At 61.9% G+C, this 22,527-nt stretch carries 22 protein-coding genes; 17 read left to right on the top strand and 5 right to left on the bottom strand.

All coding sequences use genetic code 11. The annotated features are described in order from the left end of the window. Positions 1-202: 202 nt before the first annotated feature. From ACKODO_RS13305 to ACKODO_RS13320, 4 genes are all read right to left on the bottom strand, one after another. Positions 203-859: a GntR family transcriptional regulator gene (locus tag ACKODO_RS13305; protein WP_408983939.1), complete on the bottom strand. Its 657-nt coding sequence runs from the start codon at positions 857-859 to the stop codon at positions 203-205. 672 nt (positions 860-1,531) lie between these two features. Next, positions 1,532-3,019: a tripartite tricarboxylate transporter permease gene (locus tag ACKODO_RS13310; RefSeq protein ID WP_408983919.1), complete on the bottom strand. Its 1,488-nt coding sequence runs from the start codon at positions 3,017-3,019 to the stop codon at positions 1,532-1,534. Positions 3,020-3,476: 457 nt separating this feature from the next. After that, the gene (locus tag ACKODO_RS13315; RefSeq protein WP_408983920.1) at positions 3,477-4,451 is read right to left on the bottom strand and encodes a Bug family tripartite tricarboxylate transporter substrate binding protein; all 975 of its coding nucleotides are present in this window, start codon (positions 4,449-4,451) and stop codon (positions 3,477-3,479) included. 99 nt (positions 4,452-4,550) lie between these two features. Continuing rightward, positions 4,551-5,834 (bottom strand): hypothetical protein, encoded by a 1,284-nt coding sequence (locus tag ACKODO_RS13320; protein ID WP_408983921.1) that lies wholly within the window; start codon positions 5,832-5,834, stop codon positions 4,551-4,553. Between the two features lie 534 nt (positions 5,835-6,368). Between ACKODO_RS13320 and ACKODO_RS13325 the strand changes: the two genes are divergently transcribed. The 13 genes from ACKODO_RS13325 (at position 6,369) to dhaK (ending at position 18,189) form a co-directional block, all read left to right on the top strand. Beyond that, positions 6,369-7,679 carry an ABC transporter substrate-binding protein gene (locus ACKODO_RS13325; RefSeq protein ID WP_408983940.1) on the top strand — a complete coding sequence of 437 codons (1,311 nt, stop codon included), beginning with the start codon at positions 6,369-6,371 and terminating at the stop codon, positions 7,677-7,679. Positions 7,680-7,781: 102 nt separating this feature from the next. Beyond that, entirely contained in the window at positions 7,782-8,744 is a 963-nt protein-coding gene (locus ACKODO_RS13330) for a carbohydrate ABC transporter permease (protein ID WP_408983922.1), read from the top strand. Then, the gene (locus tag ACKODO_RS13335; protein WP_408983923.1) at positions 8,741-9,706 is read left to right on the top strand and encodes a carbohydrate ABC transporter permease; all 966 of its coding nucleotides are present in this window, start codon (positions 8,741-8,743) and stop codon (positions 9,704-9,706) included. The genes ACKODO_RS13330 and ACKODO_RS13335 overlap by 4 nt, the downstream gene beginning before the upstream one ends. 2 nt (positions 9,707-9,708) lie before the next feature. Next, positions 9,709-9,903, top strand: a complete 195-nt coding sequence (locus ACKODO_RS13340; protein WP_408983924.1) for a hypothetical protein — start codon at positions 9,709-9,711, stop codon at positions 9,901-9,903. Positions 9,904-9,906: 3 nt separating this feature from the next. Further along, positions 9,907-11,016: an ABC transporter ATP-binding protein gene (locus ACKODO_RS13345; protein ID WP_408983925.1), complete on the top strand. Its 1,110-nt coding sequence runs from the start codon at positions 9,907-9,909 to the stop codon at positions 11,014-11,016. Next, positions 11,009-12,040: an ABC transporter ATP-binding protein gene (locus ACKODO_RS13350; protein ID WP_408983926.1), complete on the top strand. Its 1,032-nt coding sequence runs from the start codon at positions 11,009-11,011 to the stop codon at positions 12,038-12,040. Before ACKODO_RS13345 ends, ACKODO_RS13350 begins: the two co-directional genes overlap by 8 nt. Positions 12,041-12,073: 33 nt before the next feature. Beyond that, positions 12,074-13,708 carry a dihydroxyacetone kinase subunit DhaK gene (locus ACKODO_RS13355; RefSeq protein WP_408983927.1) on the top strand — a complete coding sequence of 545 codons (1,635 nt, stop codon included), beginning with the start codon at positions 12,074-12,076 and terminating at the stop codon, positions 13,706-13,708. A 4-nt stretch (positions 13,709-13,712) separates the two neighbouring features. Next, on the top strand, positions 13,713-14,429 hold the full coding sequence (dhaL, locus tag ACKODO_RS13360; protein WP_408983928.1) for a dihydroxyacetone kinase subunit DhaL: 717 nt from the start codon (positions 13,713-13,715) through the stop codon (positions 14,427-14,429). After that, positions 14,429-14,830 carry a dihydroxyacetone kinase phosphoryl donor subunit DhaM gene (dhaM, locus tag ACKODO_RS13365; protein ID WP_408983929.1) on the top strand — a complete coding sequence of 134 codons (402 nt, stop codon included), beginning with the start codon at positions 14,429-14,431 and terminating at the stop codon, positions 14,828-14,830. The genes dhaL and dhaM overlap by 1 nt, the downstream gene beginning before the upstream one ends. Next, a complete protein-coding gene (locus tag ACKODO_RS13370; RefSeq protein WP_408983930.1) occupies positions 14,830-15,129 on the top strand; it encodes an HPr family phosphocarrier protein in 300 nt (99 codons plus the stop codon). The genes dhaM and ACKODO_RS13370 overlap by 1 nt, the downstream gene beginning before the upstream one ends. 5 nt (positions 15,130-15,134) lie before the next feature. Next, a complete protein-coding gene (locus tag ACKODO_RS13375; RefSeq protein ID WP_408983931.1) occupies positions 15,135-16,754 on the top strand; it encodes a putative PEP-binding protein in 1,620 nt (539 codons plus the stop codon). Then, positions 16,751-17,203, top strand: coding sequence for a hypothetical protein (locus tag ACKODO_RS13380; protein WP_408983932.1), 453 nt, complete (start codon positions 16,751-16,753; stop codon positions 17,201-17,203). The genes ACKODO_RS13375 and ACKODO_RS13380 overlap by 4 nt, the downstream gene beginning before the upstream one ends. After that, positions 17,200-18,189: a dihydroxyacetone kinase subunit DhaK gene (dhaK, locus tag ACKODO_RS13385; protein WP_408983933.1), complete on the top strand. Its 990-nt coding sequence runs from the start codon at positions 17,200-17,202 to the stop codon at positions 18,187-18,189. The genes ACKODO_RS13380 and dhaK overlap by 4 nt, the downstream gene beginning before the upstream one ends. Here the strand turns inward: dhaK and ACKODO_RS13390 are convergent. Then, complete coding sequence (locus ACKODO_RS13390) at positions 18,141-18,518, bottom strand: hypothetical protein (protein WP_408983934.1); 378 nt, start codon at positions 18,516-18,518, stop codon at positions 18,141-18,143. The two genes, dhaK and ACKODO_RS13390, sit on opposite strands and share 49 nt — an antisense overlap. Before the next feature lie 290 nt (positions 18,519-18,808). Here ACKODO_RS13390 and ACKODO_RS13395 point away from each other — a divergent pair, with 290 nt between their 5' ends. From ACKODO_RS13395 to ACKODO_RS13410, 4 genes are all read left to right on the top strand, one after another. Next, a complete protein-coding gene (locus ACKODO_RS13395; RefSeq protein WP_408983935.1) occupies positions 18,809-20,488 on the top strand; it encodes a calcium-binding protein in 1,680 nt (559 codons plus the stop codon). 96 nt (positions 20,489-20,584) lie between these two features. After that, the gene (locus ACKODO_RS13400) at positions 20,585-20,950 is read left to right on the top strand and encodes an alpha/beta fold hydrolase (RefSeq protein WP_408983936.1); all 366 of its coding nucleotides are present in this window, start codon (positions 20,585-20,587) and stop codon (positions 20,948-20,950) included. Positions 20,951-20,999: 49 nt separating this feature from the next. Beyond that, positions 21,000-21,809 (top strand): SDR family NAD(P)-dependent oxidoreductase, encoded by an 810-nt coding sequence (locus ACKODO_RS13405; protein WP_408983937.1) that lies wholly within the window; start codon positions 21,000-21,002, stop codon positions 21,807-21,809. 464 nt (positions 21,810-22,273) lie between these two features. Next, positions 22,274-22,501 (top strand): hypothetical protein, encoded by a 228-nt coding sequence (locus tag ACKODO_RS13410; RefSeq protein WP_408983938.1) that lies wholly within the window; start codon positions 22,274-22,276, stop codon positions 22,499-22,501. Positions 22,502-22,527: the final 26 nt, after the last annotated feature.

A 22,527-nucleotide genomic window follows, 5' to 3' on the forward strand; every position in this document is an offset into this window, starting at 1 on the left:
TCGAGTGGCGCGGCTCAGCCTTTGATCCCGCCAAGATCAAAATCGCGGATCTGCACCTCGCCCTCGACGATCTCGCCAGAACATGGTCCAAGGCCCGGAAACCGAAGACAAAGTGACCGCGGCCTTCGCCGGATGCTTACAGAAAGCTCGCGGCAGTTCAGTTTCTATCGACCTGCCTCAACAGGGGCACCTTGCCGGGCCATCAGACCCGGTCGATCACGCGCAACAAACCCTGCCGGACCGTTTCGATGTGCTGAGCGAGAAAGCGGCAGGCCTCATCACCTTTCCTGGCCCGGCACAGTGCGATCAGCTCGGCGTGTTCCTTTTCAGCCGTATCCATTGCAGCGGTGTTCGACAGCTGGAGGCGGGTGTAGCGGTCGCTGGTTTGGAGAAGGCCGGCAACGATGGCTTGCGAGCGAGGCTGGGAGGCGCGCGAATAGAGCGCAAGGTGGAACTCGGCGTTGATCTCGCCCCATTCACGGATATTGCGCGTCGCGATCGAGTTCCGGAAGCGTGTCTGGATGCTCTCGAGCTGGTCAAAGTCGGATGAATCGAGCAGCGGCAACGAATGTGCCAGCAGGCGTGGTTCAAGGATGGCCCTCAGGTCAAAGACATCGTTGATTTCTTCCAGCGAAAGCTCGGACACGACCGCGCCCTTGTGCGGCGCGATGCGAACAAGTCCTTCTGCCTCCAGCTGGAACAGCGCTTCACGAACCGGAATGCGGCTGACATTGTAGGTTTCGGCGAGAGCATCCTGGCGCAACTGCGTCCCTGCGACATGCACTCCGGCGAGGATCGATTGTCGTAACTGGTCCACGATCAGCGCGGACAATGTCCGGTGAGCTATGCGCCGATTCATCTTGATCCCCATCATCGAGTGGCATGCCCGACCGTCATTCCCGGGCACCGGCATCGCCCCACCTGGCCTGCAAGAGCAATCCCAGGGGAACGCTATTTGAACCGCCCCGAGTTTTCTAGACGCCCTCGGCTTTCGCTTTGTGCTGCCGTTCGAACTCGACGGGGGACAGCATTCCGTTCCGTGCGTGCTTGCGGGTCGGATTGTAGAACATCTCGGGGCTGTTCTTGAAAACCCGAAGGCGCGGTTGTTCAACAAGGAGCCGACGGCACCGGTGTGTGCCCCGGCGGCAACCCGATTTTCTTCTGAGCCCTCCTGATTGACCCAAGCGCAATCGCATCCTTCGCGTGAGGCAGGGCCAGCAGATTGGCGGCTGAATTCTGTATCGCCGGCGTGTAGCCGATCCGGAAAAGCTCCGCTGCAAATCCTGAAAACCGGCGATTCAGGATCTGAATTTTCAATCGGCGCAATCAAACAAACATCAGGTTTTTTTCGATTTAACCGTATTCAGCCTGTGCAATAATTCGACGTTTTAGAATGTCGGTTGAAAATAAAATACAACGTTACTGTTGATGATCGTTTTTTCAGTAAAAAACGTTTTTTAATTTTTTCCAAAAATTCTTAGTCTTGATGTCTGTATGACGCCTTTATGCTGCATAAAAAATCAGAATATGCTCAGGCGGGTCTTTGCTTTCGGAATTGCATCAGCTTGATGACCAGCGGTGCCGTGATCGCCAACAGGGAACAAGCGAGGAGGAACGCTGAGATGGGACGGGTGAAGAAAATCGTGAGGCTTCCATGCGACAGCGTCATGGATTGCCGCAGCGAGTTTTCAAAGATCGTGCCGAGGACAAGCCCGAGGATCATCGGCGCGGCCGGCCAATCGTAGCGCATCATGAGCCATCCCAGGACGCCAAATCCCAACAGCATCCAGACATCCTGGATGGAGTTGGCTTGCGAATAAACACCAGCGACACACAGGGCCAAAATAGGCGGGTAGAGATACGGGTAGGGCACACGCAAAAGCTTCGCAAAAAGACCCGCCAGCGGCAAATTCATCACAAGCAGCATGACATTGCCAATATACATGCTCGCAATCACCGTCCAGACCAGCGCTGAATTCTTGTCGAAGAGTTCCGGCCCCGGGCGGATGCCGAACATGATCAGGGCGCCGAGGATGATCGCCGTTGTCCCCGATCCAGGGACTCCGAGCGCCAGCATGGGCACCATGGCGCCGCCCGCCGCGGCATTGTTCGAGGCCTCGGGGCCGGCCACGCCTTCGATGGCTCCGGTGCCGAACTTCTCGGGATGTCTGGAGACCTTTTTCTCGACAATATAGGCGAGAAAGGAGGCAATGGTGGCGCCGGTTGCGGGAAGCACGCCAACAAGAAAGCCGATCACGCTGCCCCGCAGGATCGGCATGCGGCTCTGTCGCCATTCTTCCCTGCTCGGAAGCACGTTGCCAACATTCGTGATGGGTGCCGGCGCGGGCTTGCCGACACTCGAGAGAACCTCACCAATTCCGAAAAGGGCTACCGTGATCACGATGAACCCTATCCCATCCAGCAGCCAGACCTGATCAAAGGCAAAGCGCGCGACCCCGGTTTGCTGATCAATGCCGATCGTGCTGATCAGCAGCCCGAACACACCGGCGGAAAGTCCCTTGAGCACCGATCCGCCAACCGCCGCCAGCGCCGTCAGACCAAGGACGACCAGCGCGAAGTATTCCGGTGGACCGAAGGCCAAGGCGGCGCGGGCGAGGGGCGGGGCCAAGATCATGAGGCCCAGCGTCGCAATCGTTCCGGCGAAGAAGGATCCGATCGCCGCAATACCGAGTGCTGTTCCGGCCCTTCCTTTCAAGGCCATCTGGTAGCCATCCAGAGACGTCATCACGCTGGATGGTTCGCCGGGGACGCTGATCAATACCGAGGTAAGCGTGCCGCCATATTGCGCTCCATAATAGATGCCTGCAAAAAGGATGATCGCGGAGGTCGGATCGCCGCCAAAGGTCAGCGGCAGCAGAAGCGCAATGGCAGCAGATGGGCCGATGCCCGGCAGCGCGCCGACAAGCTGTCCGGCAAATACGCCCGCAAAGCACATCAGAAGATTCCACGGGGTCAGTGCTCCGGCGAAGCCCGCGGCAAGGTCGGCGAGAACGGACATCGGTCAGAACCCCCAGGGGCCATTGGGCAAGGGCACCCCCAGCCAGGTCCGGAAAACCAGTCTCAAGATCAGGACAGTGCCGCCGGCGGTGAGCAAAGACGGCAGGAGCGGAAGCCTTTCTGTGACCTTCAACAGGAAAAACATCGTAAGGAAGATTGAGACCGCGAACCCCGCGACCTCCAGCCACGCCTGCCGCCATTGCGGCGATCACGATCAGGGGCCGCCTTATCGTCGCGTTCGACTCTTCCGTCCTGTCTTTGGGGCGAGCTTCAAGAAGAAGTGCCGCGACCGACAGGCCAACGAGGAGAATACCATAAACCAGGGGAAGGAAACCGCTCGCGGGCGCAAAGCCTTCCCAGAGTTGCATTCCCAGTGCTGTCAGAATCCAGAAAGCACCGATACCAACAAAAACTAGTGCGAGACCGATCTCGCCGGTTGCGGCCCGGAGCCTCATTGCTCAGGTCGCCGGCTTTCCGAGAAGGTCCCTGTAAAGTTTCTCCTGGGCGGCGATGAAATCCTCGAAAGCCTTGCCGGCAATTGGCGCATCAGAAGCGAAGTTATCCTTCAGATATGCCTTGAAGGCGGGCGTTGCGACGACCTTCTGGAAAATGCCTTCCCAGTAGCGCGCAGCATCATCGGGCGTGCCGCGCGGAGTGGCCATGCCACGCCACATCTGGAAGTTTGGCGCGTTGATGCCTTGCTCCTTCATGGTCGGCACATTGGGGAGAGCCGGGAAGCGCGTATCGCGGAACACGCCAAGCGCTTTCACGGCCTTCGATTCCAGGTGACCGATGAATTCCAGCGGATTGCCCATGCATGCCTGCACGTGACCGCCGAGAAGCTGCGTGAGCGCTTCCCCGCCGCTGTTGAAATTGAGCACATTGAACTCGGTGCCGGTTGTCTTCGAAAAAACGGTGATGGCCATCACATCCGTCGTGCCGCCGGTTGCGAAGGCCATGCTCTTTGCTGGGCGCGCCTTGGCCGCGGCGACAAATTCCTGAGCCGTGTTCCACGGCGCGTCATTCTTCACGAATAACAGGAAGTCATCGAGCATGACATTCATCGAGGGGCGCACTTCGGAGAGTGTCTTGGCGGCCGGGTTCAGGATCGGGGTGATCTGCGTTGTCCCGTTCACGACAATGATCGTATGCGGATCACCGATCTTGCGCGCCGTGACATAGCCAAGACCTACGGCACCGCCGCCGCCCGGCCTGTTGTTCAGGACGATGGGAACGGGCACGAGTTTCTCGTCGACCATGATCTTGTGGATGACCCGCGCCAGCAAATCGGCGCCGCCGCCAACCCCGAAGGGGATGACGAGCTCGACTTCGCGCGTGGATGTCCATGCGGACTGAGCGCGGCCCGGTCCGATGGTCGCCATGAACGGCGCGGCAGATGCAGCACAGAGGAGATTCCGGCGTGAGATCAGCATGGTTTCCATCCCGGCTGTCGTTTTTAATTTTGTATTATAAATCAAGCTACCATCGCATTTCCGGTTGTCAATCGAGGAACTCGATCGCCTTTTCCCGATTCATCTTGCTGCGCGAAAGGGTATCGAATCCAGCATATAGGATTCATTCCCGACCTCCGTCACGGTCGAAACGATGCGGCCGGCCGGAAGGTCAAGCAGCCAGACGATGCTGCTGCGCGACCCCGTCTTGGCTCCGCCTATGATCGCCGCGTAACGATCCCCGACCATCGTGATGCCGCGCGGGCGCGGTGTTGCGCCGCCGGGAGCCCGCGAGTGCAACCGGAGCACCTCGGATGGCCGGCCGGCAATGGCATCACGCACATCGATCAGGGAGATCGTGTTGGCGCGGAAGCACGTCGCGACGACATGGCGGCCATCCGGTGTGAAGCAGACGGCAAATGGTCGCGTGCGTTCCGCGCGGTCATCGCTGCCGACATGGACCCTTGCGACTTCCGCATCCTTTCCACCCGCCACGGCACGCGCGACGTCGATGATCGAGATGGTCGAGCCTTCATGAGCCTCCGACATGCTTTCGCGTGCGGCAACGGCGACCAATGTGCCATCCCGACTGGCTGCCAGACCAAAGGGGCCGGTCTCGACCGCGACCCGGTTCAGCTCCGCGGCGGGATCGCCGGCCAAAGCCGCGCGGATATCGATGACGGAAACATCGCTGAATCCGCCATTGCCGACAAAGGCCGTTCCGCCGTTCAGGGGTGAGATGGCCAGCCCTGTCGGATTTGGATACCGGCCGAAACTCGGATGCGGACTGTCGTGACGGCTCGGCGCCCTGGCCGGGTGCAGGTGGTTTTCCTTCAGCGGGATGTGGCAGATTGGCTGGCGCGTGCCGATGTCGATCGCGGTTAGTTCATTTCCACCATCCTCGCTCCCGGCGGCCTCGCCGCAATTCACCAGAAGGGTTTTCCCGTCTGGCGTGAGGCCCGCGCCAACCGGTCCGGTCCTGCCAGTCGGCATGAAGGCGGCAACCGCACCGAGCGTTCCGTCATTTGCCGGATCAAGCGCGGCATCGAGATCGAGCACGGTGATCAGCCCCGGATGCCCGTGCTGATATTGGCCGGCGGCTGCCGGCGTTGCTGCGCCCGAATGATTGACGACATAGGCAAACTGCCCGTCCTGATCGACAGTGACCACCACGGGTTGCCCGCTTGCCGGGGTTTCCGGGATGCCGTCACCATCACAATCGACGTCCGGGGTGACGCGAGGTCTGGAAATCACGGCATGGTCGGTTGCGTCATTCTCGGGCAGGAGAGCCTTCTCGACATCGATGATCGCCACCCAGTTGTCCCATCGACCGCTGACGGCAAGGTGCCCGAGTTTTTTCGACATGGGATTTTTCCTTCGCTGACTTCTTGCGGCTGACTTCTTGCGGCTGACTTTTTCGCAGCTGAGTTTTTTTCACAATGGACGCCGATCGCGAAACATTTCCTGGGTCCGGGTTTGAACCCAGAATGAGGGTAGCACCGCGTTTTATCCAGTCTTGCGTTCGGGCAGCGCCCGAGGGGAGCATCCGGTTGATCCCCGTCCTTCACGCAATCCAGAATGCGTGGGTCCTCCGACCTTCTTGCCGGGCGCGGAATGGCTTTCACGTCTCCGAAGGAAAACGATCAGCGGGAATTTCGGCTTGGGGCCGGCCATTTTTCGCCGCGTGATCCGATCGCCGGAAGAGCTGGTTCTCGGCGCTTGATTTGTTCAGTGAACATATGTTACTCAACATCCACTGAACAGGATTGCCGCATGAAAGAGCGGTCCTGGGCGGGATGGAAACGTCAACCGGAAAGACCGCGGCGCCATTGCCTCGGTCGGACAGTCCCGGGCTTTTGCGCCTCGGGGAACCTGGAGGAAGGGCAAATGAAGAAATTCATGTTCGCGGCCGCTCTGGCCGCTTCCACGATGCTGGGCTCGGCATCGTCGGCGCTGGCGCAGGGCAAGACGATCACCCTGTGCTGGGCTGCATGGGACCCCGCCAATGCACTGGTGGAGCTTTCCAAGGACTTCACCGCGAAGACCGGCATCAACATGAAGTTCGAGTTCGTGCCTTGGCCGAACTTCGCCGATCGCATGCTCAACGAACTGAACTCGAAGGGCAGGCTCTGCGACCTGATGATTGGCGACAGCCAGTGGATCGGCGGCTCGGCCGAGAACAAGCACTATGTGAAGCTGAACGATTTCTTCGCGAAGGAAGGCATCAAGATTTCCGACTTCCTGCCGGCGACGGTCGAGGCCTATTCGACCTGGCCGAAGGGCTCCACGAATTACTACGCCCTGCCGGCGATGGGTGACGCCCTGGGCTGGACCTATCGCAAGGATTGGTTCGGGCGACCGGAATTGCAGGCCGAGTTCCGCCAGAAGTATGGCCGCGAACTCGCCCCGCCGAAGACCTGGACCGAGCTGAAGCAGATCGCAGAATTCTTCCAGAACCGCGAGATCGACGGCAAGAAGGTCTATGGCGCGGCGATCTATACCGAGCGCGGGTCGGAAGGCATCACCATGGGTGCGACTGCGGCGCTCTATTCCTGGGGTTTCCGCTATGAGAACCCGCAGAAGCCATACCAGATGCAGGGTTTCGTGAACTCGCCGGACGCCATCGAGGCGCTCGATTTCTACAAGTCGCTTTTCAAGTGCTGCACGCCGCCGGGCTATACGAATGCCTATATGCAGGAAGGGCTTGATGCCTTCAAATCCGGCCAGGTGGCGCTCCAGATGAACTGGTTCGCCTTCTTTCCGGGCCTCTTCAAGGACCCCAATGTCGGCGGCGACAAGATCGGCTTCTTCGTGAACCCGGCGCAGAAAGCCGAGGGATCCACGCTGGGCGGGCAGGGCATTTCGGTGGTCAGCTACTCTCAGAACCAACCTGAGGCGCTTGCCTATATCAAGTGGTTCGCCGATCCCGAGGTGCAGAAGAAGTGGTGGGCGCTGGGCGGCTATTCCTGCCACAAGGCCGTGCTGAACGACCCGAATTTCGCCAAGTCGGCGCCCTTCGCTGCGGACTTCCTCAAGGCCATGGGTAATGTGAAGGACTTCTGGCAGGAGCCGTCCTACGCCCAATTGCTGCAGGCGATGCAGCGCCGCCTGCATGATTTCGTGGTGGCCGACAGGGGCACCGCCAAGGAGGCGCTCGACAGCCTCGTGCAGGATTGGACCAAGGTGTTCAAGGAAGACGGCAAGAACTGAGCCTCACCCATCGCTCCGGTTTCCTCCCGCTTCCGGAGCGTGATCGTCGGCCGGCCTCCGGGCCGGCCGATAGCCTGCCCTCCCTGTTCCGATGAGTGCGCCATGACCAGCCACACCGATCCCGCAGGGCTCGGCTCCGCGCCGCCGAGCCGCAACACGGCTTCTGCGCCGAGGGTCCAGACCGGGCTCTCCGACCGTGCCATTGCCTGGCTCTTCATTGGCCCGACCATGGCCCTGCTGCTGGCCATCAACCTGTTTCCGTTGCTCTGGACGATCTTCCTGTCCTTCACGAATTACCGCGCGAACCGCCCGAACGCGCCTTTGCGGAACGTGGGTTTCGACCATTATGTCGCGATCCTCAACGATCCGGATATCTGGCTCCGGATGCAGGCCACGGCGCATTTCGTCTTCTGGACGATCCTGCTGCAGACCGTGATCGGTTTCGCGCTGGCCTATCTCGTGGACCGCAAGTTTCGTGGCCACGGCTTCTGGACCACGCTGATCCTCGTGCCGATGATGCTCTCGCCCGCCGTGGTGGGGAATTTCTGGACCTTCCTTTACCAGCCGCAGATCGGCCTCTTCAATTATGTCGTGGGATTTCTCGGCGGAATCCCCCCGGGCTCTTTCCAGATGCTCGGCGATGTGACGCTCAGCCCCTGGGCCATCATCATCGTCGATACCTGGATGTGGACGCCCTATGTGATGCTGATCTGCCTTGCGGGTCTGCGCTCCATCCCCGATTACATCTACGAGGCGGCGGAGGTCGATCGCGCCTCGAATATCCGGCAATTCGTCTCGATCACGCTGCCGATGTGCCTGCCCTTCATCATGCTCGCGGTTCTGTTCCGCGGCATCGAGAATTTCAAGATGTTCGACATGGTGAACCTGCTCACGGCCGGCGGGCCGGGCTCCACCACGGAACTCGCCTCCATCACGCTGAAGCGCGCCGCCTTCGAGGCCTGGCGGACAGGCTATTCCTCGGCCTTCGCCATCATCCTGTTCGTCGCGGTGTTCGGCCTCGCGAACATCTATGTGAAGACTTTGAACAAGGTGAAAGCGCGATGAGTGCCGCCAATTCCGCTCATTCGGTGGTCGAACCCTCGGGTTACGCCAAGCTCATCGCCGGCTCCCTCGTGGCGTTTTATGCCCTGATCTCGCTCGTCCCGCTGGTCTGGATCGGGCTGACCAGCATCAAGACTCCGACGGATTCGATCCACTACCCGCCGAAGGTGATCCCTTTCGTCGAATTCCAGCCCTCGATCGAAGGCTATTGCAACCTCTTCTCGACGCGCTCGCGGCAGACGACCGAATATATCCAGTCGCTTCCCCCCCCGCAGGGGGCCTGCGAAACCATCACCCGCGCCCGCGGCATGGTGGTGGCGGGGCCGTCGAATTACGTGCCGCGCTACATCAATTCCCTGATCATCGCCTTTGGTTCGACATTCCTCTCGATCGCACTCGGCACGGCTGCGGCCTATGCCTTCTCGCGCTTCAAGGTGCCGCTGAAGGATGACCTCATGTTCTTCATCCTTTCCACGCGGATGATGCCGCCGATCGCCGTCGCGATCCCGATCTTCCTGATGTATCGCGAACTCGGTCTCTCCGATACGCGGCTCGGGATGATCCTGCTCTATACCTCGGTGAATGTGAGCCTCGCGGTATGGCTGCTGAAGGGCTTCATCGACGAAATCCCGCGCGAATACGAGGAAGCCGCGATGATCGACGGCTATACGCGCCTGCAGGCCTTCCGAAAGGTCGTGCTGCCGCAGGCGGTGACGGGCATCGTCGCCACCGCGATCTTCTGCCTGATCTTCGCCTGGAACGAATATGCCTTCGCGGTGCTGCTCACCTCCGGGGCGGCGCAGACGGCGCCTCCGTTCATCCCGATCATCATCGGGGAGGGCGGGCAGGATTGGCCGGCCGTCGCCGCCGGCACCGTTCTCTTCCTCGTGCCGATCCTCATCTTCACCGTGCTGCTGCGCCAGCACCTGTTGCGCGGCATCACCTTCGGAGCCGTGAGGAAATGACCATGGCCAATCCCAGGAACACCCGATGGCCGAAGCTTCTCCGTCGCGGCCCGATGGAGAATCTCGCGACCGCCCTGATCGCCGCCGGCGTACTGATGATGCTCCAGCCCTTCGTCATGGCGCTCTTCACCTGGTCGTTCATCACCACGCTCGCGGGCGTCGTGATGTTCACGATCGTCTCGAAATTTCCGGAGTGAGCCATGGCGGATATCCGGGTTCAGAACCTCGTGAAGTCCTTTGGGGATTTCACCGCTGTGAAAGGCGCGAACTTCACCGTGAGGGATGGCGATTTCTTCTGCCTCCTCGGGCCTTCGGGCTGCGGCAAGACCACGACGCTCCGCATGGTCGCGGGCCTTGAACTGCCGAGTTCCGGCTCGATCCAACTCGATGGCGAGGACGTGACCTTCAAGCGGGCCCGCGAGCGCGACATCGCCATGGTGTTCCAGCTTTTCGCTCTCTACCCCCACATGAATGTGCGCAAGAACATCGCCTTTCCGCTCGTCTCGATGGGCGTGGGGCGCGATGAAATCCGCCGGCGCGTGGAGGAAGCGGCGCGCACACTTCGCATCACGCATCTGCTCGACAAATCCGTTTCGGGCCTCTCGAGCGGGGATCGCCAGCGCGTCGCCCTCGGCCGCGCCATCGTGCGCGAGCCCAAGGCCTTCATGATGGACGAGCCCCTGGGCGCGCTCGATGCCGAGTTTCGCCACATCATGTGCACGGATCTGCGCAACCTGCATGACCGTCTCGGCGCCACGACGGTCTATGTCACGCATGACCAGCTCGAGGCCATGTCGATGGCCGATGTGATTGCCGTGATGAACGAGGGGCGGATCGAGCAGCTCGGTTCGCCGCAGGAGATCTACGACCGCCCGGCCTCGCTCTTCGTCGCGGATTTCATCGGCTCGCCGCCAATGAATTTCCTGCCCTTCGAGGGCCAGGTTGCGCCGGGCGACACGATTGTCACGGTGGATGGCGCGCGCATCGCCATGCCGGCCTTGCGCGAAGCCTCCAACGAGAGCGAACTGGTGCTGGGTGTTCGCCCGGAACATGTTCAGTTGACCGAGGCTGGAGCCTTGCGCGGCGAGGTCTTTGGCACGGAATATCTCGGCACGATGCAGATTGTCACGGTCCGCACGGCCCGTGCCACCGTCAAGGCGCGCATCGCCTCCAGCATTCCCGCCCGTGTCGGCGAGAATGTCGGCCTCGCCTTCGCGCCCGAGCGCCTTTCGCTCTTCCGGGGCGGAACCGGGAAGGTCCTCGCCTCGGCGCTCCATGATGTCGCGCCGACAGGAGGCCGCCATGGCTGAGGTTGTTCTCCAGCAGGTCAGCAAGGCTTTCGGTTCCGTCGAGGCCGTGAAGAACCTCTCCCTCACCATTGCCGATGGCGAGTTCGTGGCTCTCCTTGGCCCCACCGGGGTCGGGAAGACCACGACCCTGCGGCTTGTCGCCGGGCTGGAGACACCGGATGCCGGGCGCGTCTTCATCGGGGGGCGGGATGTGACGCAGGCGCCGCCCGCCGCGCGCGATGTGACTTTCGTTTTCCAGCAATATTCGCTCTATCCGCATCTCACGGTGTTCGAAAACCTCGCCTTTCCCTTGCGCGCGCCGACGCGGCGCCTGCCGGAGGAGGAGATCCGCCGCATCGTGAGCGAGGTCGCCCGCATGTTGCGGATCGACACCAAGCTCGGCAACAAGGCGACCCAGCTTTCCGGCGGGCAAATGCAGCGTGTCGCCATCGGTCGCGCGCTGGTGCGTCGGCCGGCCATCGCCCTGATGGATGAGCCGCTGTCATCGCTGGATGCGAAGCTGCGCGCAGATCTGCGCGTGGAATTGAAGCGCATCCAGCAGGAGCTGCGCACCACGATCCTCTACGTGACGCACGACCAGATGGAGGCCATGACCATGGCGGATCGAATCGGCGTGCTGGAGAACGGCCGCCTCGTGCAGGTGGGAACGCCGCGAGAGATCTACGAGAACCCGGTCAGTGCCTATGTGGCGGGCCGGCTGGGCCAGCCCGCGATCAATCTCGTGCCGCGGGCGGTGCTGGGTGAATGGAACGCGCCGTTCGATGCCGCCCTCATCGGGCTTCGCACCGAGCATGTGCAATTGCATCGCCGCTCGAAGCTGCGCGCCACGGTTCCCGGCGACATCTCGGCGCGTGTGAAGCGCATCGAGCACCTGGGCGACCAGAACCACCTGCATCTCGCTGTCGGCGAGCATGATCTCGTGATGCTCGCTGATCCGGCACTCGTCTTCCACGATGGCGAGACGGTCGATCTTCGTCTCGAAAACCCTTTGTTCTTCAATGCCGAAGGCCATCGCATCGCTTGATGCGCGGACTTCTCTCCTCAAGGTTGCGCGACCATGACCCACTTCTTCAACACCCGCGACACCATCGTCACCGAGGCGCTTGACGGCCTCCTCGTGTCGCGATCGCCGGGGCAGATCGCCCGGCTCGACGGCTATCCCAGCATCAAGGTGATCTGCCGGGCCGATCGGGACCGCTCGAAGGTCGCTGTCATTTCCGGCGGCGGGGCAGGGCACGAGCCCTCCCATGCCGGCTTTATCGGGCAGGGCATGCTCACGGCCGCGGTCTCCGGCGAGATCTTCGCTTCGCCCAGCGTCGATGCCGTGCTCGCCGCGATCCGCGCCGTGACCGGGGCGCCTGGCTGCCTGCTCATCGTGAAGAACTACACTGGCGACCGGCTGAATTTCGGCCTCGCCGCCGAGCGCGCCCGCACCGAGGGCTATCGCGTCGAGATGGTGATCGTCGCCGATGACATCGCGATCCCCGATAATCCGCGCCCGCGCGGCGTGGCCGGAACGCTTTTCGTGCACAAGATCGCCGGGTACTGGGCTGAAACGGGGGCCGATCTCGCGACGGTTGCGGCTGAGGCCAAGGCGGCTGCCGGGGCGAGCCTTTCCATTGGAGCCTCGCTGTCCTCCTGTTCCATTCCCGGCCAGATTTTTCATGAGCGGCTCTCGCCGGGCGAGGGCGAGCTGGGGCTCGGCATCCATGGCGAACCGGGTATCGAAAGGTTCACGATGGCCAGCGCCGCCCAGCTCGTGGAAACCATGCTGGGAAGGCTGCGGGAGGCGCTTCCCTCATCCGGCCATCTCGCGCTGATGCTCAACAATCTCGGCGCTGTGCCGCCGCTCGAGATGAGCCTGATCGCGCGGCAGATCCTGCAATCCTGGATCGCGCCGCGTGTGCGGCTGCTGATCGGCCCCGCGCCGCTGATGACCGCGCTCAACATGAACGGGTTTTCCATCTCGCTCATCGCGCTGGATGAGGCGCGCGAGGCAGCTCTGCTCGCGCCGGTCGGGGCGCCAGCCTGGCCAGGTGCCAATCCGCCGGGCGTGATCGAGGTCTGGCCGCTTGTCCAGGCGCCCTCGACCGGGAAGGCGGAACCTGCCAGCGCCCATGAAACAACCGAGCGCATCCTTCGGCTTGCCTGCGAGCGGCTGATCGGCATGGAGGCCGAACTCAACGCGCTGGATGCGCGGGTCGGGGACGGAGATACGGGTTCGACGCTGGCCACCGGGGCGCGCAGCGTATTGGGTGAAATCGCCGGTTATCCGCTCGATGATCCGGCTGGAACGGCATCCGCCATCGGGCGGGCTCTGGCCACGAGCATGGGCGGTTCGAGCGGCGTGCTCCTGTCGATCTTCTTCACGGCAACGGCGGGCGCGCTGCAATCCGGGCTCACCCTGGCCCCGGCCTTGAGCACGGGGCTTGATCGCGTGATGTTCTATGGTGGCGCGAGGCCGGGAGATCGGACGATGATCGATGCGCTCGCCCCGGCCCTCGCGGCCTTCGAGGAGGGTGGGCTGGCGGCCGCCAGCCGTGCCGCGCGGATGGGTGCCGAACTGACGCGCGCCATGCAGAAGGCCCGTGCCGGTCGGTCGGCCTATCTCGCCGCGCAGGATCTCGAAGGTGCGCCCGATCCCGGCGCGATGGCGGTTGCGGCGGTTTTCGACGTGCTCGAAACGGTTTAAGGCGATGGGCGAACCCCTCATCCCCCTTGCGAAGGAGGCCGGCTTGCCATTCTGCTGGGCGCAGAAGGATGGAGCGCAGGAGAATGGGGCTGAGGCCTCGCCGGGGATCGGCATGGAACGTGAGGACAGGCTGGCGCTCATCGTTGCGGTCGCGCGCGCGGTGATCGCCCATGAGGGGGAGCTTACCCGGCTCGATCAGGCGATCGGGGACGGTGATCATGGCGTGAACATGCGCCGGGGCTTCGAGGCGGTGCTGCACGAGGCGGATGCGCTCGCGGAGCTCGGCACAGCTGCGGCACTGGAAGCCATCGGACACCTGCTCGTGAACCGCATCGGCGGGGCTGCGGGCCCGCTCTATGGCACGCTGGCTCTGTCCATGGGCCGTCACGGGGGGAATGCCCAGACCCTCGACGACTGGATTCTCGCCTTCGGGCAGGCCATCGAGGATGTGAAGCGCCGCGGCAAATCGGAGGGGGGGCAGAAGACCCTGCTTGATGTGTTTGTGCCGGTCCATGCCGTTCTGGTTGAAAAGGGCGCCGAGGCCGTTGCCCAACTTGCCCGGATTGCCGAAGATGCCGCCGAAGCGACGCGGCCCATGCGGGCGCTCCGCGGCCGGGCGGCCTTCCTCGGCGATCGCTCCGTTGGCCATGTCGATCCCGGCGCGCGGTCTGCCAGTCTGGTTCTTGGTGTCGTCGGCCGCGTCTTGTGTGGGGAAAACTGATGTTGGGTGAGCCGAAGGTCGGGGTCGTGATCGTCTCCCATTCCATCAAGGTGGCCGAGGGCACGGCTGACATGGTCCGCCAGATGGTGGGCGATGCCGTGCCTCTCGCCGCCGTGGGGGGCAACCCCGAAGGCGGGGTTGGCACGAATGTCGAGCTGATCCATGCCGCCCTCCAGCGCGCCTGGTCGGAAGCGGGCGTGGCCGTGCTGGTCGATCTCGGCGGTGCCGAAACCAACAGCGAAATGGCCATCGAACGCATGCCGCCGGCCCAGCGGGATCGCATCGTCATCTGCAACGCCCCGATTGTTGAAGGCGCGATCATGGCCGCGACCGAAAGTTCTGGCGGTTCACCGCTGGAGGTGGTCCGCCATGCCGCGGAAGAACTGATGGCAGGCCGTTGATGCGGCAGGAAGCAGCCCTTCTGCGCGAGGCCCGCGATTCGGCCGAGCTGACCAACGCGATTGGACTGCATGCGCGCCCTTCGGTGAAGCTCACGCAGGTGGCCAAGGGTTTTGGTGCGACGATCGAGATCGCAACAGCGCCGGATGGCCCCTGGACCGATGCAAAGAGCCTCGTGAGGATCATGCGCATCAAGGCCGCGCAGGGCGAGACCCTGTTCGTGCGTGCGCATGGCGCGGATGCGGTTTCGGCGGTGACGGCCGTGGCGGATCTCATCCGTCGCAATTTCGACGAGGATTGAGCCCGATGGAGCGCCGCCTTCCGGGCGTCCCGGCCGCTCCGGGCTTGGCGGGCGGGCTCGTCCAGCATCTGGTGCAAGCTTCCGGCCAGCCCCGTTCGGGAGCGACCGCATCGCTCGAGCACGCGGCGCTCGATGCCGCGATGCTCGCCGTGCGCGCCGAGCTGGAAGCGCTGGCAGGGCGGCTTGCGGGCGCGGAAGCCGCGATCCTCGGCTTCCAGATCGCGCTGCTCGACGATCCCGAACTCGTGCGAGAAGCGGAAGCGCGGATCGCCGCCGGCATTCCCGCCGATCGCGCCTGGATCGAGGGCATGGCCAGCGAAATCCGGCGCTTTGAAGCCGCAGATGATCCGCATTTCCGGGCGCGGGTAACCGATCTCGCCGATCTGCGCGACGCGGTTCTCGCCCAGCTGCGACCGGACGGGCGCGCGGCCACCATCCTGCATCCCGGCTGCATTCTCGCGGCGGAGGATTTGACGCCATCGCTCTTCCTGCGCATGGATTGGCAAAGAGGCAGCGGCATTGTGCTGGGAGGAGGAAGCGCGGCGAGCCATGTGGCCATGCTGGCCCGGGGGCGCGGCATCCCCATGGTGGTGGGAGTGGGCAAGGTGTGGGCCGATCTGTCCGGGCCGGTGCTGGTGGATGGCGATGTCGGCCTTGTGATCGCCGGGCCCGCTCCGGATATCCTGGCGCGTGCGGCCGTCCCTCCGGTTCCCGCTTCCGCGCCGGATGTTGCTTCCGGTCCGGCCCTGACGCGTGACGCTCGTCGCATCGCGGTCGAGATCAACGTGGCGACGCTCGCGGATCTCGATGGCGTTTCCCCGGAAAGCTGCGACGGCATCGGCCTCGTGCGGACGGAATTCCTGATCGAACACGCCCTTGCCGATGAGGAACGACAGTTCGAGATCTATGCGCGGCTGCTTGGCTGGGCCCGGGGCCTCCCGGTCACGATCCGCACGCTCGATGCCGGTGGTGACAAGCCGATGCGAGGCTATTCCGTCGAGGGCGAGCGCAATCCCTTTCTGGGCCTGCGCGGCCTCCGCCTGTCGCTGGCTCGCCCTGATCTGTTCCGCATCCAGCTGCGGGCCATCCTCCGGGCTGCCGCGCTCGGCCCCTTGCGCCTCCTGCTGCCGATGGTCACCACACCTGCGGAAGTGCTGGCAGCACGCGACCACATCGCGAAAGCGGCCGCCGGACTTGCGGCCGAGGGCCGGGCATTCGCACTCCCGCCGCTCGGAATGATGCTGGAGGTGCCGGCCGCCGCCATGGCAGCCGGCCGGTTTGCAGTCGATTTGTATTCGATCGGGACCAAAGATATCGCCCCAGTTTCCTGTGCCGCAGCGCGTGATGATCTTCGAATCAGCGGTCTTGCCGACCCACGGCATCCCGGCTTGGTGGCGATGATCGCCCATGCCCTGAAGGAAGCGCGCGCTCAGGGCCGCCCGGTGATGCTGTGCGGTGACGTAGCCACGGATCGCGCGACGCTCGAAACCCTCCTGCGACTGGGTCTTGAAGGCGTCTCGGTCGCGCCCCCCTATCTGGCGCGCGTCATCAGCGAGATCAGCATGATCGATTGCGGCGCCATCGATCGCGGCACCATCGATTGCGGCACCGGGGACCAGCCATGAACGAGACCCGCGCAACGGCCGACATCTCCCCGATCGAGACCTACAAGAAAGTCCTGCTCTCGGTGATCGAGAACCGCCCGTCCGGCACGCGCCAGCGCCTTGCGGAAGCCCTGGGCAAGAATCGCAGCTTCGTCTCGCAGATCGTCAATGCGAGCTATCCGACGCCGATTCCGGCGCAGCATCTCGAGACGATCTTCGCCATCTGCCATTTCGCTCCGCAGGAGCGCGAGGCCTTCCTCGCGGCCTATCGCGAGGCGCATCCCGGCAAGCTCGAGACCATGCGCGCGCCGCGCCAGACCCGGCGAATCGTGGTGGAATTGCCGGATCTCGGGCATCCCGCCATGAACCGCAGGGTGGACGAGATCATCCATGCGCTGGCCCGGAGCATCGCCGATCTTGCGGCGAGCAGCTCCGAGATCGACCCGGACAACCGGGAGGGCGATGGATGAAGAAGCTCATCAATCGTCCCGATACCTTCCTTGAGGAAAGCCTCCGGGGGTTTGCCGCCGCCCATGCCGACCTGCTGGAACTGGACCCGGGAATGCGTTTCCTGCGTCGCCGGCAGCTCAATCCCGGCAAGGTGGCGCTCGTTTCCGGTGGCGGTGCAGGGCATGAGCCGCTGCATATCGGTTTCGTGGGGAGGGGAATGCTCGACGCGGCCTGTCCCGGCCAGATTTTCACCTCGCCGACGCCCGACCAGATCGTGCAGGCCGTTCGCGCGGTGGATACCGGTGGCGGCGCCTTGCTCGTGGTGAAGAACTACGAGGGCGATGTCATGAATTTCGACATGGCGGCCGAGATGGGGGGCGACCGGATCGCCCGCGTTCTTGTGGACGATGATGTCGCGGTGAAGCCTGCGGCGCAGGGCTTTGGTCGCCGGGGTGTAGCCGGCACGGTGATCGTGGAGAAGATGCTGGGTGCCGCGGCCGAGGAGGGGCGCGATCTCGCCGCGCTGGAACGGCTCGGCGCGCATCTCGTGCCACGCATCCGATCCATGGGGGTCGCGCTCAAGCCCTGCACGATGCCGGCGCTCGGCCGCCCCACCTTCGAACTGGGGCCGGATGAGATGGAACTGGGCGTCGGCATTCACGGCGAGGCCGGTGTGCGGCGTGCCATGCTGATGAGCGCGGATGCGATTGCCGCTGAATTGCTCGATGCGATCCTCGCGGAACTGCCGCTTGCGCGCAGAACGCCCGTGCTGCTGCTCGTCAACGGGTTCGGCGGCACGCCGATGATCGAGCTCTATGCCATGGCCCATGCGGCCCGTCTCGGACTGGAAAAGCGGGGCATCGCGATCGCGCGCAACGCTGTCGGCTCGTTTGCAAGCTCACTGGACATGGCCGGCTGCTCCATCACGCTGGCAGCGCTGGATGACGGCATGATCCGTCACTGGGACGCGCCCGTCGAGACCGTGGCCTTCCGCTGGGGGCGGTGAACCCGCGCATCGTTCCGGCGCGGGTCGTCGATGATCCGCAATGGCCGTGTCGAACCGGGCCGATGAGCTGATCTCGCCCGCCCGGGGCCGCGAACCGGCCGCAGATTGGCGGCGGTTCCGCTCTGACCATGGCCGGCAAGAAACTCGCCATCGCTCGACACCCGCATCGCGGCGAGTAGTTCGGCAGCACTCCGCTGGAGCGCCTCTCCAGGGCGAAGGTTGCGATCGGCGCTGGCAGCCCGTTGCAAAACCTGGCGCGGGAATTTTTCCGATGTTGCGGCGATGGAGTCCAGCTTGAAATTTTCCAGGAAAAAACAGGCCAGATACAAGTCGTCAGCCTTAAAAGCCTCAGAAAGAATTGATATAAAAATAAAAAAAAATGTGACTATATTTCTTTTTAACAGTTAATAATTGGATATTTCTGACATTTAATTTGATCATGAGAATTTTATATTTGTTGTATACGGCTTTAAATTGGGATTTGCCGGCTTAGGTTATTTTATTTTTATAAAAAACGGACTAGGCGCCTTTTAACACTTGATTAAGGATAAGGAGCGGGCTAACAGGTTAATTTGAAGCTCGATGTCGGTTGCTTCAGATTCGGCGATGGAGGTTAAGGATGATAACGAAGTTCCCTAGCAACGATGAGGACAACAACATCACCGGGACTGACGCCAAGGACACGATCTACGGCCTCGGCGGAGACGACGTCCTCAATGGCGGCGCGGGCGACGACACGTTGTATGGCGGCGCGGGCAACGACACGATGTATGGCGGCGCGGGCAACGACACCTATTTCGTCGACGATATCGGCGACAAGGTCATCGAGAAGAACGGCGAAGGCATCGACTTGGTCGTGTCGACCATCAGCTACACATTGGGTGCCAACCTCGAGAACCTGAATCTTTCCGGAAGCGCCGATATCAACGGCACGGGCAATAGTCTCAACAATAGGATCGACGGAAACGCGGGCAACAACATCCTCAACGGCGGCGGGGGGAATGACATTCTCTCTGGGCTTGGTGGAAACGACACGCTGATCGGAGGCGTCGGCAATGACAAGCTGTACGGTGGTCTCGGGGTGGACACGCTGATCGGAGGCAGCGGCAATGACATGTTGGACGGTGGTGACGGGATGGACACGGCCTCCTGGGCCGGCCTCACCTTCGAAGGCACCCGGACTCATGTCGCGGGTGTAATCCTCAATCTCTCGGGCGAAAAGATCACATACCATTCCGGCTTGAGGCGCGGTGAGGGCCAAATCGTCGATGAAGGCGGCGAACGCTACGCAGCTGATGGCGGTCCCCTTGTCAATATTGACCCGCGCTTTGTCTTCGATGGCAAGAGCTGGGGCGGTAATGTTATCCGCGACGTGGAATCAGGCACAGCCCGTCACAAGGATATCAATAACTGGCTCAACAGCGTCGACACGATCAACAATGTCGAAAAGTTCATTGGTTCGTCCCAGAATAACGACGTGGCCGTGCTCGATTCTTCCTTCAAATTCTCGGGTTTTGACGGAAGATGGATTACATACTCGAACGATTCGAAGACCTATGCGTTCCAAGATTTCGAGAACATTGTTATCTTGGACGAAAAGAGTGTCGGATCTGAGATAATCAGGGGCACGAGCAAAGCCGATGAGCTCCGCGGCACTGACCGTCACAGCGAGATCCACGGTCTCGAAGGCGATGACATGATCTTCGGGAATGGTGGCAACGACACGCTCTACGGAGGCCGCGGCAATGACAAGTTGGACGGTGGTATCGGGAACGACACGCTGAACGGAGGCAGCGGCAATGACGAGTTGAACGGTGGTGCCGGGATGGACACGGCCTCCTGGGCCGGCCTCACCTTCGAAGGCACCCGCACTCATGTCGCGGGTGTCATCCTCAATCTCTCGAACCAAGATATCACTTACCATTCCGGCTTGAGGGCCGGCGAGGGCCAAATCTTCGATAAAGATGACAATCGCTACCCAGCTGATGGCGATAAACTTGTCGATATTGACCCGCGCTTTGTCTTCGATGGCAAGAGCTGGGGCGGTAATGTTATCCGCGACGTGGAATCAGGCACAGCCCGTCACAAGGATATCAATAACTGGCTCAACAGCGTCGACACGATCAACAGTGTCGAAAAGTTCATTGGTTCATCCCAGTCGAACGATGTGGCAGTGCTCGATTCTTCCTTCAAGAAGATGACTGGTGAAGCCGGATGGGATACATACTCGAACGGGACGCAGACCTATGCGTTCCAAAGTTTCGAGTTCATTATCACTCTCCAACCAGACATGGTCTGATTTGTCACTTCGGTGATCGAGCGGGCGGCCTTCGGGCCGCCCTTTCGTTTTCGCCTCCATGCTTGGGGCGATCTTCCAAAGTCGGCGCGGAATCCGATGCGGCGGCATATCGCTTGCGTTTCATGCGGTCCGCCGTCGCCGACCGGGAATGTGCTGAATCTCTCGTCGCTCGACTTCAGCGCCCGGAACTTCGAGTCGGCCACGCTCGACCTCGCTTTCGACGTCCTGCGCGTGGCGACGGTGCTCGGCGGGACCAACGACACCGTGACCCAGCCGCAGGGCGGAACCGGCAACCCGACGAGTGGGATCAAGACCCCCACACTCTTCGTGGCTGGTCGCCGAGATGCGATGTACCCCGTTGAAGCCCTCAAGCGTGCAGCCGAAGCCTTGCCCAATGGTCATTTCGAGGTGCTTGACACGGCCCATATTTCGGTCGTCGATGATCCAGTGTCACTGCACTGATTGATGATTTTCTTCAGCGTCACATCGAGTTCTCAAAGGAGCGCCGGTCATGAGTTCGACAAGATCTATCCTGATCACGGGAGGCGGTAGCGGTATCGGCCTGGAGATGGCCAGGCTACTGGCCTCACGCGAACACAGCCTCATCCTGGTTGGGCGGGATGCAGCGCGTCTTCAGGCAGCAGCGAACGAACTACGCCTGACTCACGGAACCGAGGTTCACGTGCACTCCATTGACCTGTCCGAGCCCGGGGCTGCCCAGCGGATGTTTGAACATACCCAGAAACATGGGTTCCTCGTCGATACGTTGATCAACAACGCGGGGTTCGGCATCGTCGATGCACATGTCGACATCGAACCAGCGCAGATTTACCGCATGTTGCAGCTCAATGTCGTGGCAGTCGCCGAGCTTTGTCGCCATTATGGGGAACTGATGAAGCAAAGGCGTGCAGGCCGCATCCTGAACATCGCTTCAACGGCGGCTTTCCAGCCAACGCCATATTTTGCGGCTTACGGCGCATCCAAAGCGTTCGTTCTGAACTTTTCCGAAGCGCTTGCGAAAGAAATGGAAGACTACGGTGTGAGCGTGAGTTGCCTTGCTCCCGGACCTACCGACACGGCTTTTTTCAATAACCTTGATCCTCAGCGAATCGACGAAGGTCATTTTTTCGGAAAGAAGGGTCGCGGTGACCCTCGCATGGTCGCGCAAGCGGGAATTGACCTGATGGTGCGCGGTGGCCTCACTGAAGTCGTTGGTGCGGCCAACAAATTCATGGTTTTCAGCAACCGTTTCGCACCGAGGGCGATGGTCGCCGCTCTATCGAAGCGCATGCTGAGGCCTTTGCCCACCGCAGAACGCTGATTGCCGAATTGGTACGGCACCAAAACTCCGATTTTTCGCCAACCTCCTCCTGCCATAGCTCGGCCAAAAGTCCGGAGGTTCTGAGACGAAAAGGGGTTTGAGACAGATTTCGGGGGATGGGTGGCCATGGGGTCAGCCTGGAGCCCATGGCAAAAAGCCCCGCGTGGTGCGGAGCTCTGAGCGCCTGACGACCCGACTGTTGATTTCCACCCGGAGCTGAGCCGGGAAGTGGCGTAATTTCGACCGAGAATTGAGCCATGTGAACCGTAAGCGTCCGGCAAAGGCCGCCGAACGTCATTTCTTGTTGGTGGTCTGATCTGCGATCAGATCTTTCCTCGTTTCGATGCCGATCAGGGGTTAATGTTCAATGCTGATTGACAACCATCCGCAAACGCAATGGGAGGCCACGAATCGTGGCGCCATCAGAAAGCGAGTCAGCCGCTGACAGGGTGCAGGATGCGCGATTGCTGCGGGCAGTGGCGCGGGCATGGAGCTGGCGGCGCCAATTGGAGAGTGGTGCCGCCACCACCATCCACGACATCGCTGCCGTTGAGAATGTCACCGACCGCTTCATCGGCAGGATGATCCGGTTGGCCTATCTATCGCCGGACGTTCTGGAGGAGTTGGTCATCGCGCGACGCCCATCGAGCATAACGATCAATGACCTGACTGAACCGCCCCGAGTTTTCTAGACGCCCTCTGATTGCGTTTTGTGCTG

This window comes from Rhabdaerophilum sp., from assembly GCF_046092605.1.
Lineage (GTDB): Bacteria > Pseudomonadota > Alphaproteobacteria > Rhizobiales > Beijerinckiaceae > Rhabdaerophilum.

Excerpts from the sequence above, each read along its gene's own strand:
- dhaL (WP_408983928.1), top strand. The coding sequence starts at position 13,713 with ATGGGCGAACCCCTCATCCCCCTTGCGAAGGAGGCCGGCTTGCCATTC.
- ACKODO_RS13340 (WP_408983924.1), top strand. The coding sequence starts at position 9,709 with ATGGCCAATCCCAGGAACACCCGATGGCCGAAGCTTCTCCGTCGCGGC.
- ACKODO_RS13335 (WP_408983923.1), top strand. The coding sequence starts at position 8,741 with ATGAGTGCCGCCAATTCCGCTCATTCGGTGGTCGAACCCTCGGGTTAC.
- ACKODO_RS13405 (WP_408983937.1), top strand. The coding sequence starts at position 21,000 with ATGAGTTCGACAAGATCTATCCTGATCACGGGAGGCGGTAGCGGTATC.
- dhaM (WP_408983929.1), top strand. The coding sequence starts at position 14,429 with ATGTTGGGTGAGCCGAAGGTCGGGGTCGTGATCGTCTCCCATTCCATC.
- ACKODO_RS13320 (WP_408983921.1), bottom strand. The coding sequence starts at position 5,834 with ATGTCGAAAAAACTCGGGCACCTTGCCGTCAGCGGTCGATGGGACAAC.
- ACKODO_RS13345 (WP_408983925.1), top strand. The coding sequence starts at position 9,907 with ATGGCGGATATCCGGGTTCAGAACCTCGTGAAGTCCTTTGGGGATTTC.
- dhaK (WP_408983933.1), top strand. The coding sequence starts at position 17,200 with ATGAAGAAGCTCATCAATCGTCCCGATACCTTCCTTGAGGAAAGCCTC.
- ACKODO_RS13310 (WP_408983919.1), bottom strand. The coding sequence starts at position 3,019 with ATGTCCGTTCTCGCCGACCTTGCCGCGGGCTTCGCCGGAGCACTGACC.
- ACKODO_RS13305 (WP_408983939.1), bottom strand. The coding sequence starts at position 859 with ATGAATCGGCGCATAGCTCACCGGACATTGTCCGCGCTGATCGTGGAC.
- ACKODO_RS13380 (WP_408983932.1), top strand. The coding sequence starts at position 16,751 with ATGAACGAGACCCGCGCAACGGCCGACATCTCCCCGATCGAGACCTAC.
- ACKODO_RS13330 (WP_408983922.1), top strand. The coding sequence starts at position 7,782 with ATGACCAGCCACACCGATCCCGCAGGGCTCGGCTCCGCGCCGCCGAGC.
- ACKODO_RS13355 (WP_408983927.1), top strand. The coding sequence starts at position 12,074 with ATGACCCACTTCTTCAACACCCGCGACACCATCGTCACCGAGGCGCTT.
- ACKODO_RS13370 (WP_408983930.1), top strand. The coding sequence starts at position 14,830 with ATGCGGCAGGAAGCAGCCCTTCTGCGCGAGGCCCGCGATTCGGCCGAG.
- ACKODO_RS13315 (WP_408983920.1), bottom strand. The coding sequence starts at position 4,451 with ATGCTGATCTCACGCCGGAATCTCCTCTGTGCTGCATCTGCCGCGCCG.
- ACKODO_RS13400 (WP_408983936.1), top strand. The coding sequence starts at position 20,585 with ATGCGGCGGCATATCGCTTGCGTTTCATGCGGTCCGCCGTCGCCGACC.
- ACKODO_RS13325 (WP_408983940.1), top strand. The coding sequence starts at position 6,369 with ATGTTCGCGGCCGCTCTGGCCGCTTCCACGATGCTGGGCTCGGCATCG.
- ACKODO_RS13395 (WP_408983935.1), top strand. The coding sequence starts at position 18,809 with ATGATAACGAAGTTCCCTAGCAACGATGAGGACAACAACATCACCGGG.
- ACKODO_RS13350 (WP_408983926.1), top strand. The coding sequence starts at position 11,009 with ATGGCTGAGGTTGTTCTCCAGCAGGTCAGCAAGGCTTTCGGTTCCGTC.
- ACKODO_RS13375 (WP_408983931.1), top strand. The coding sequence starts at position 15,135 with ATGGAGCGCCGCCTTCCGGGCGTCCCGGCCGCTCCGGGCTTGGCGGGC.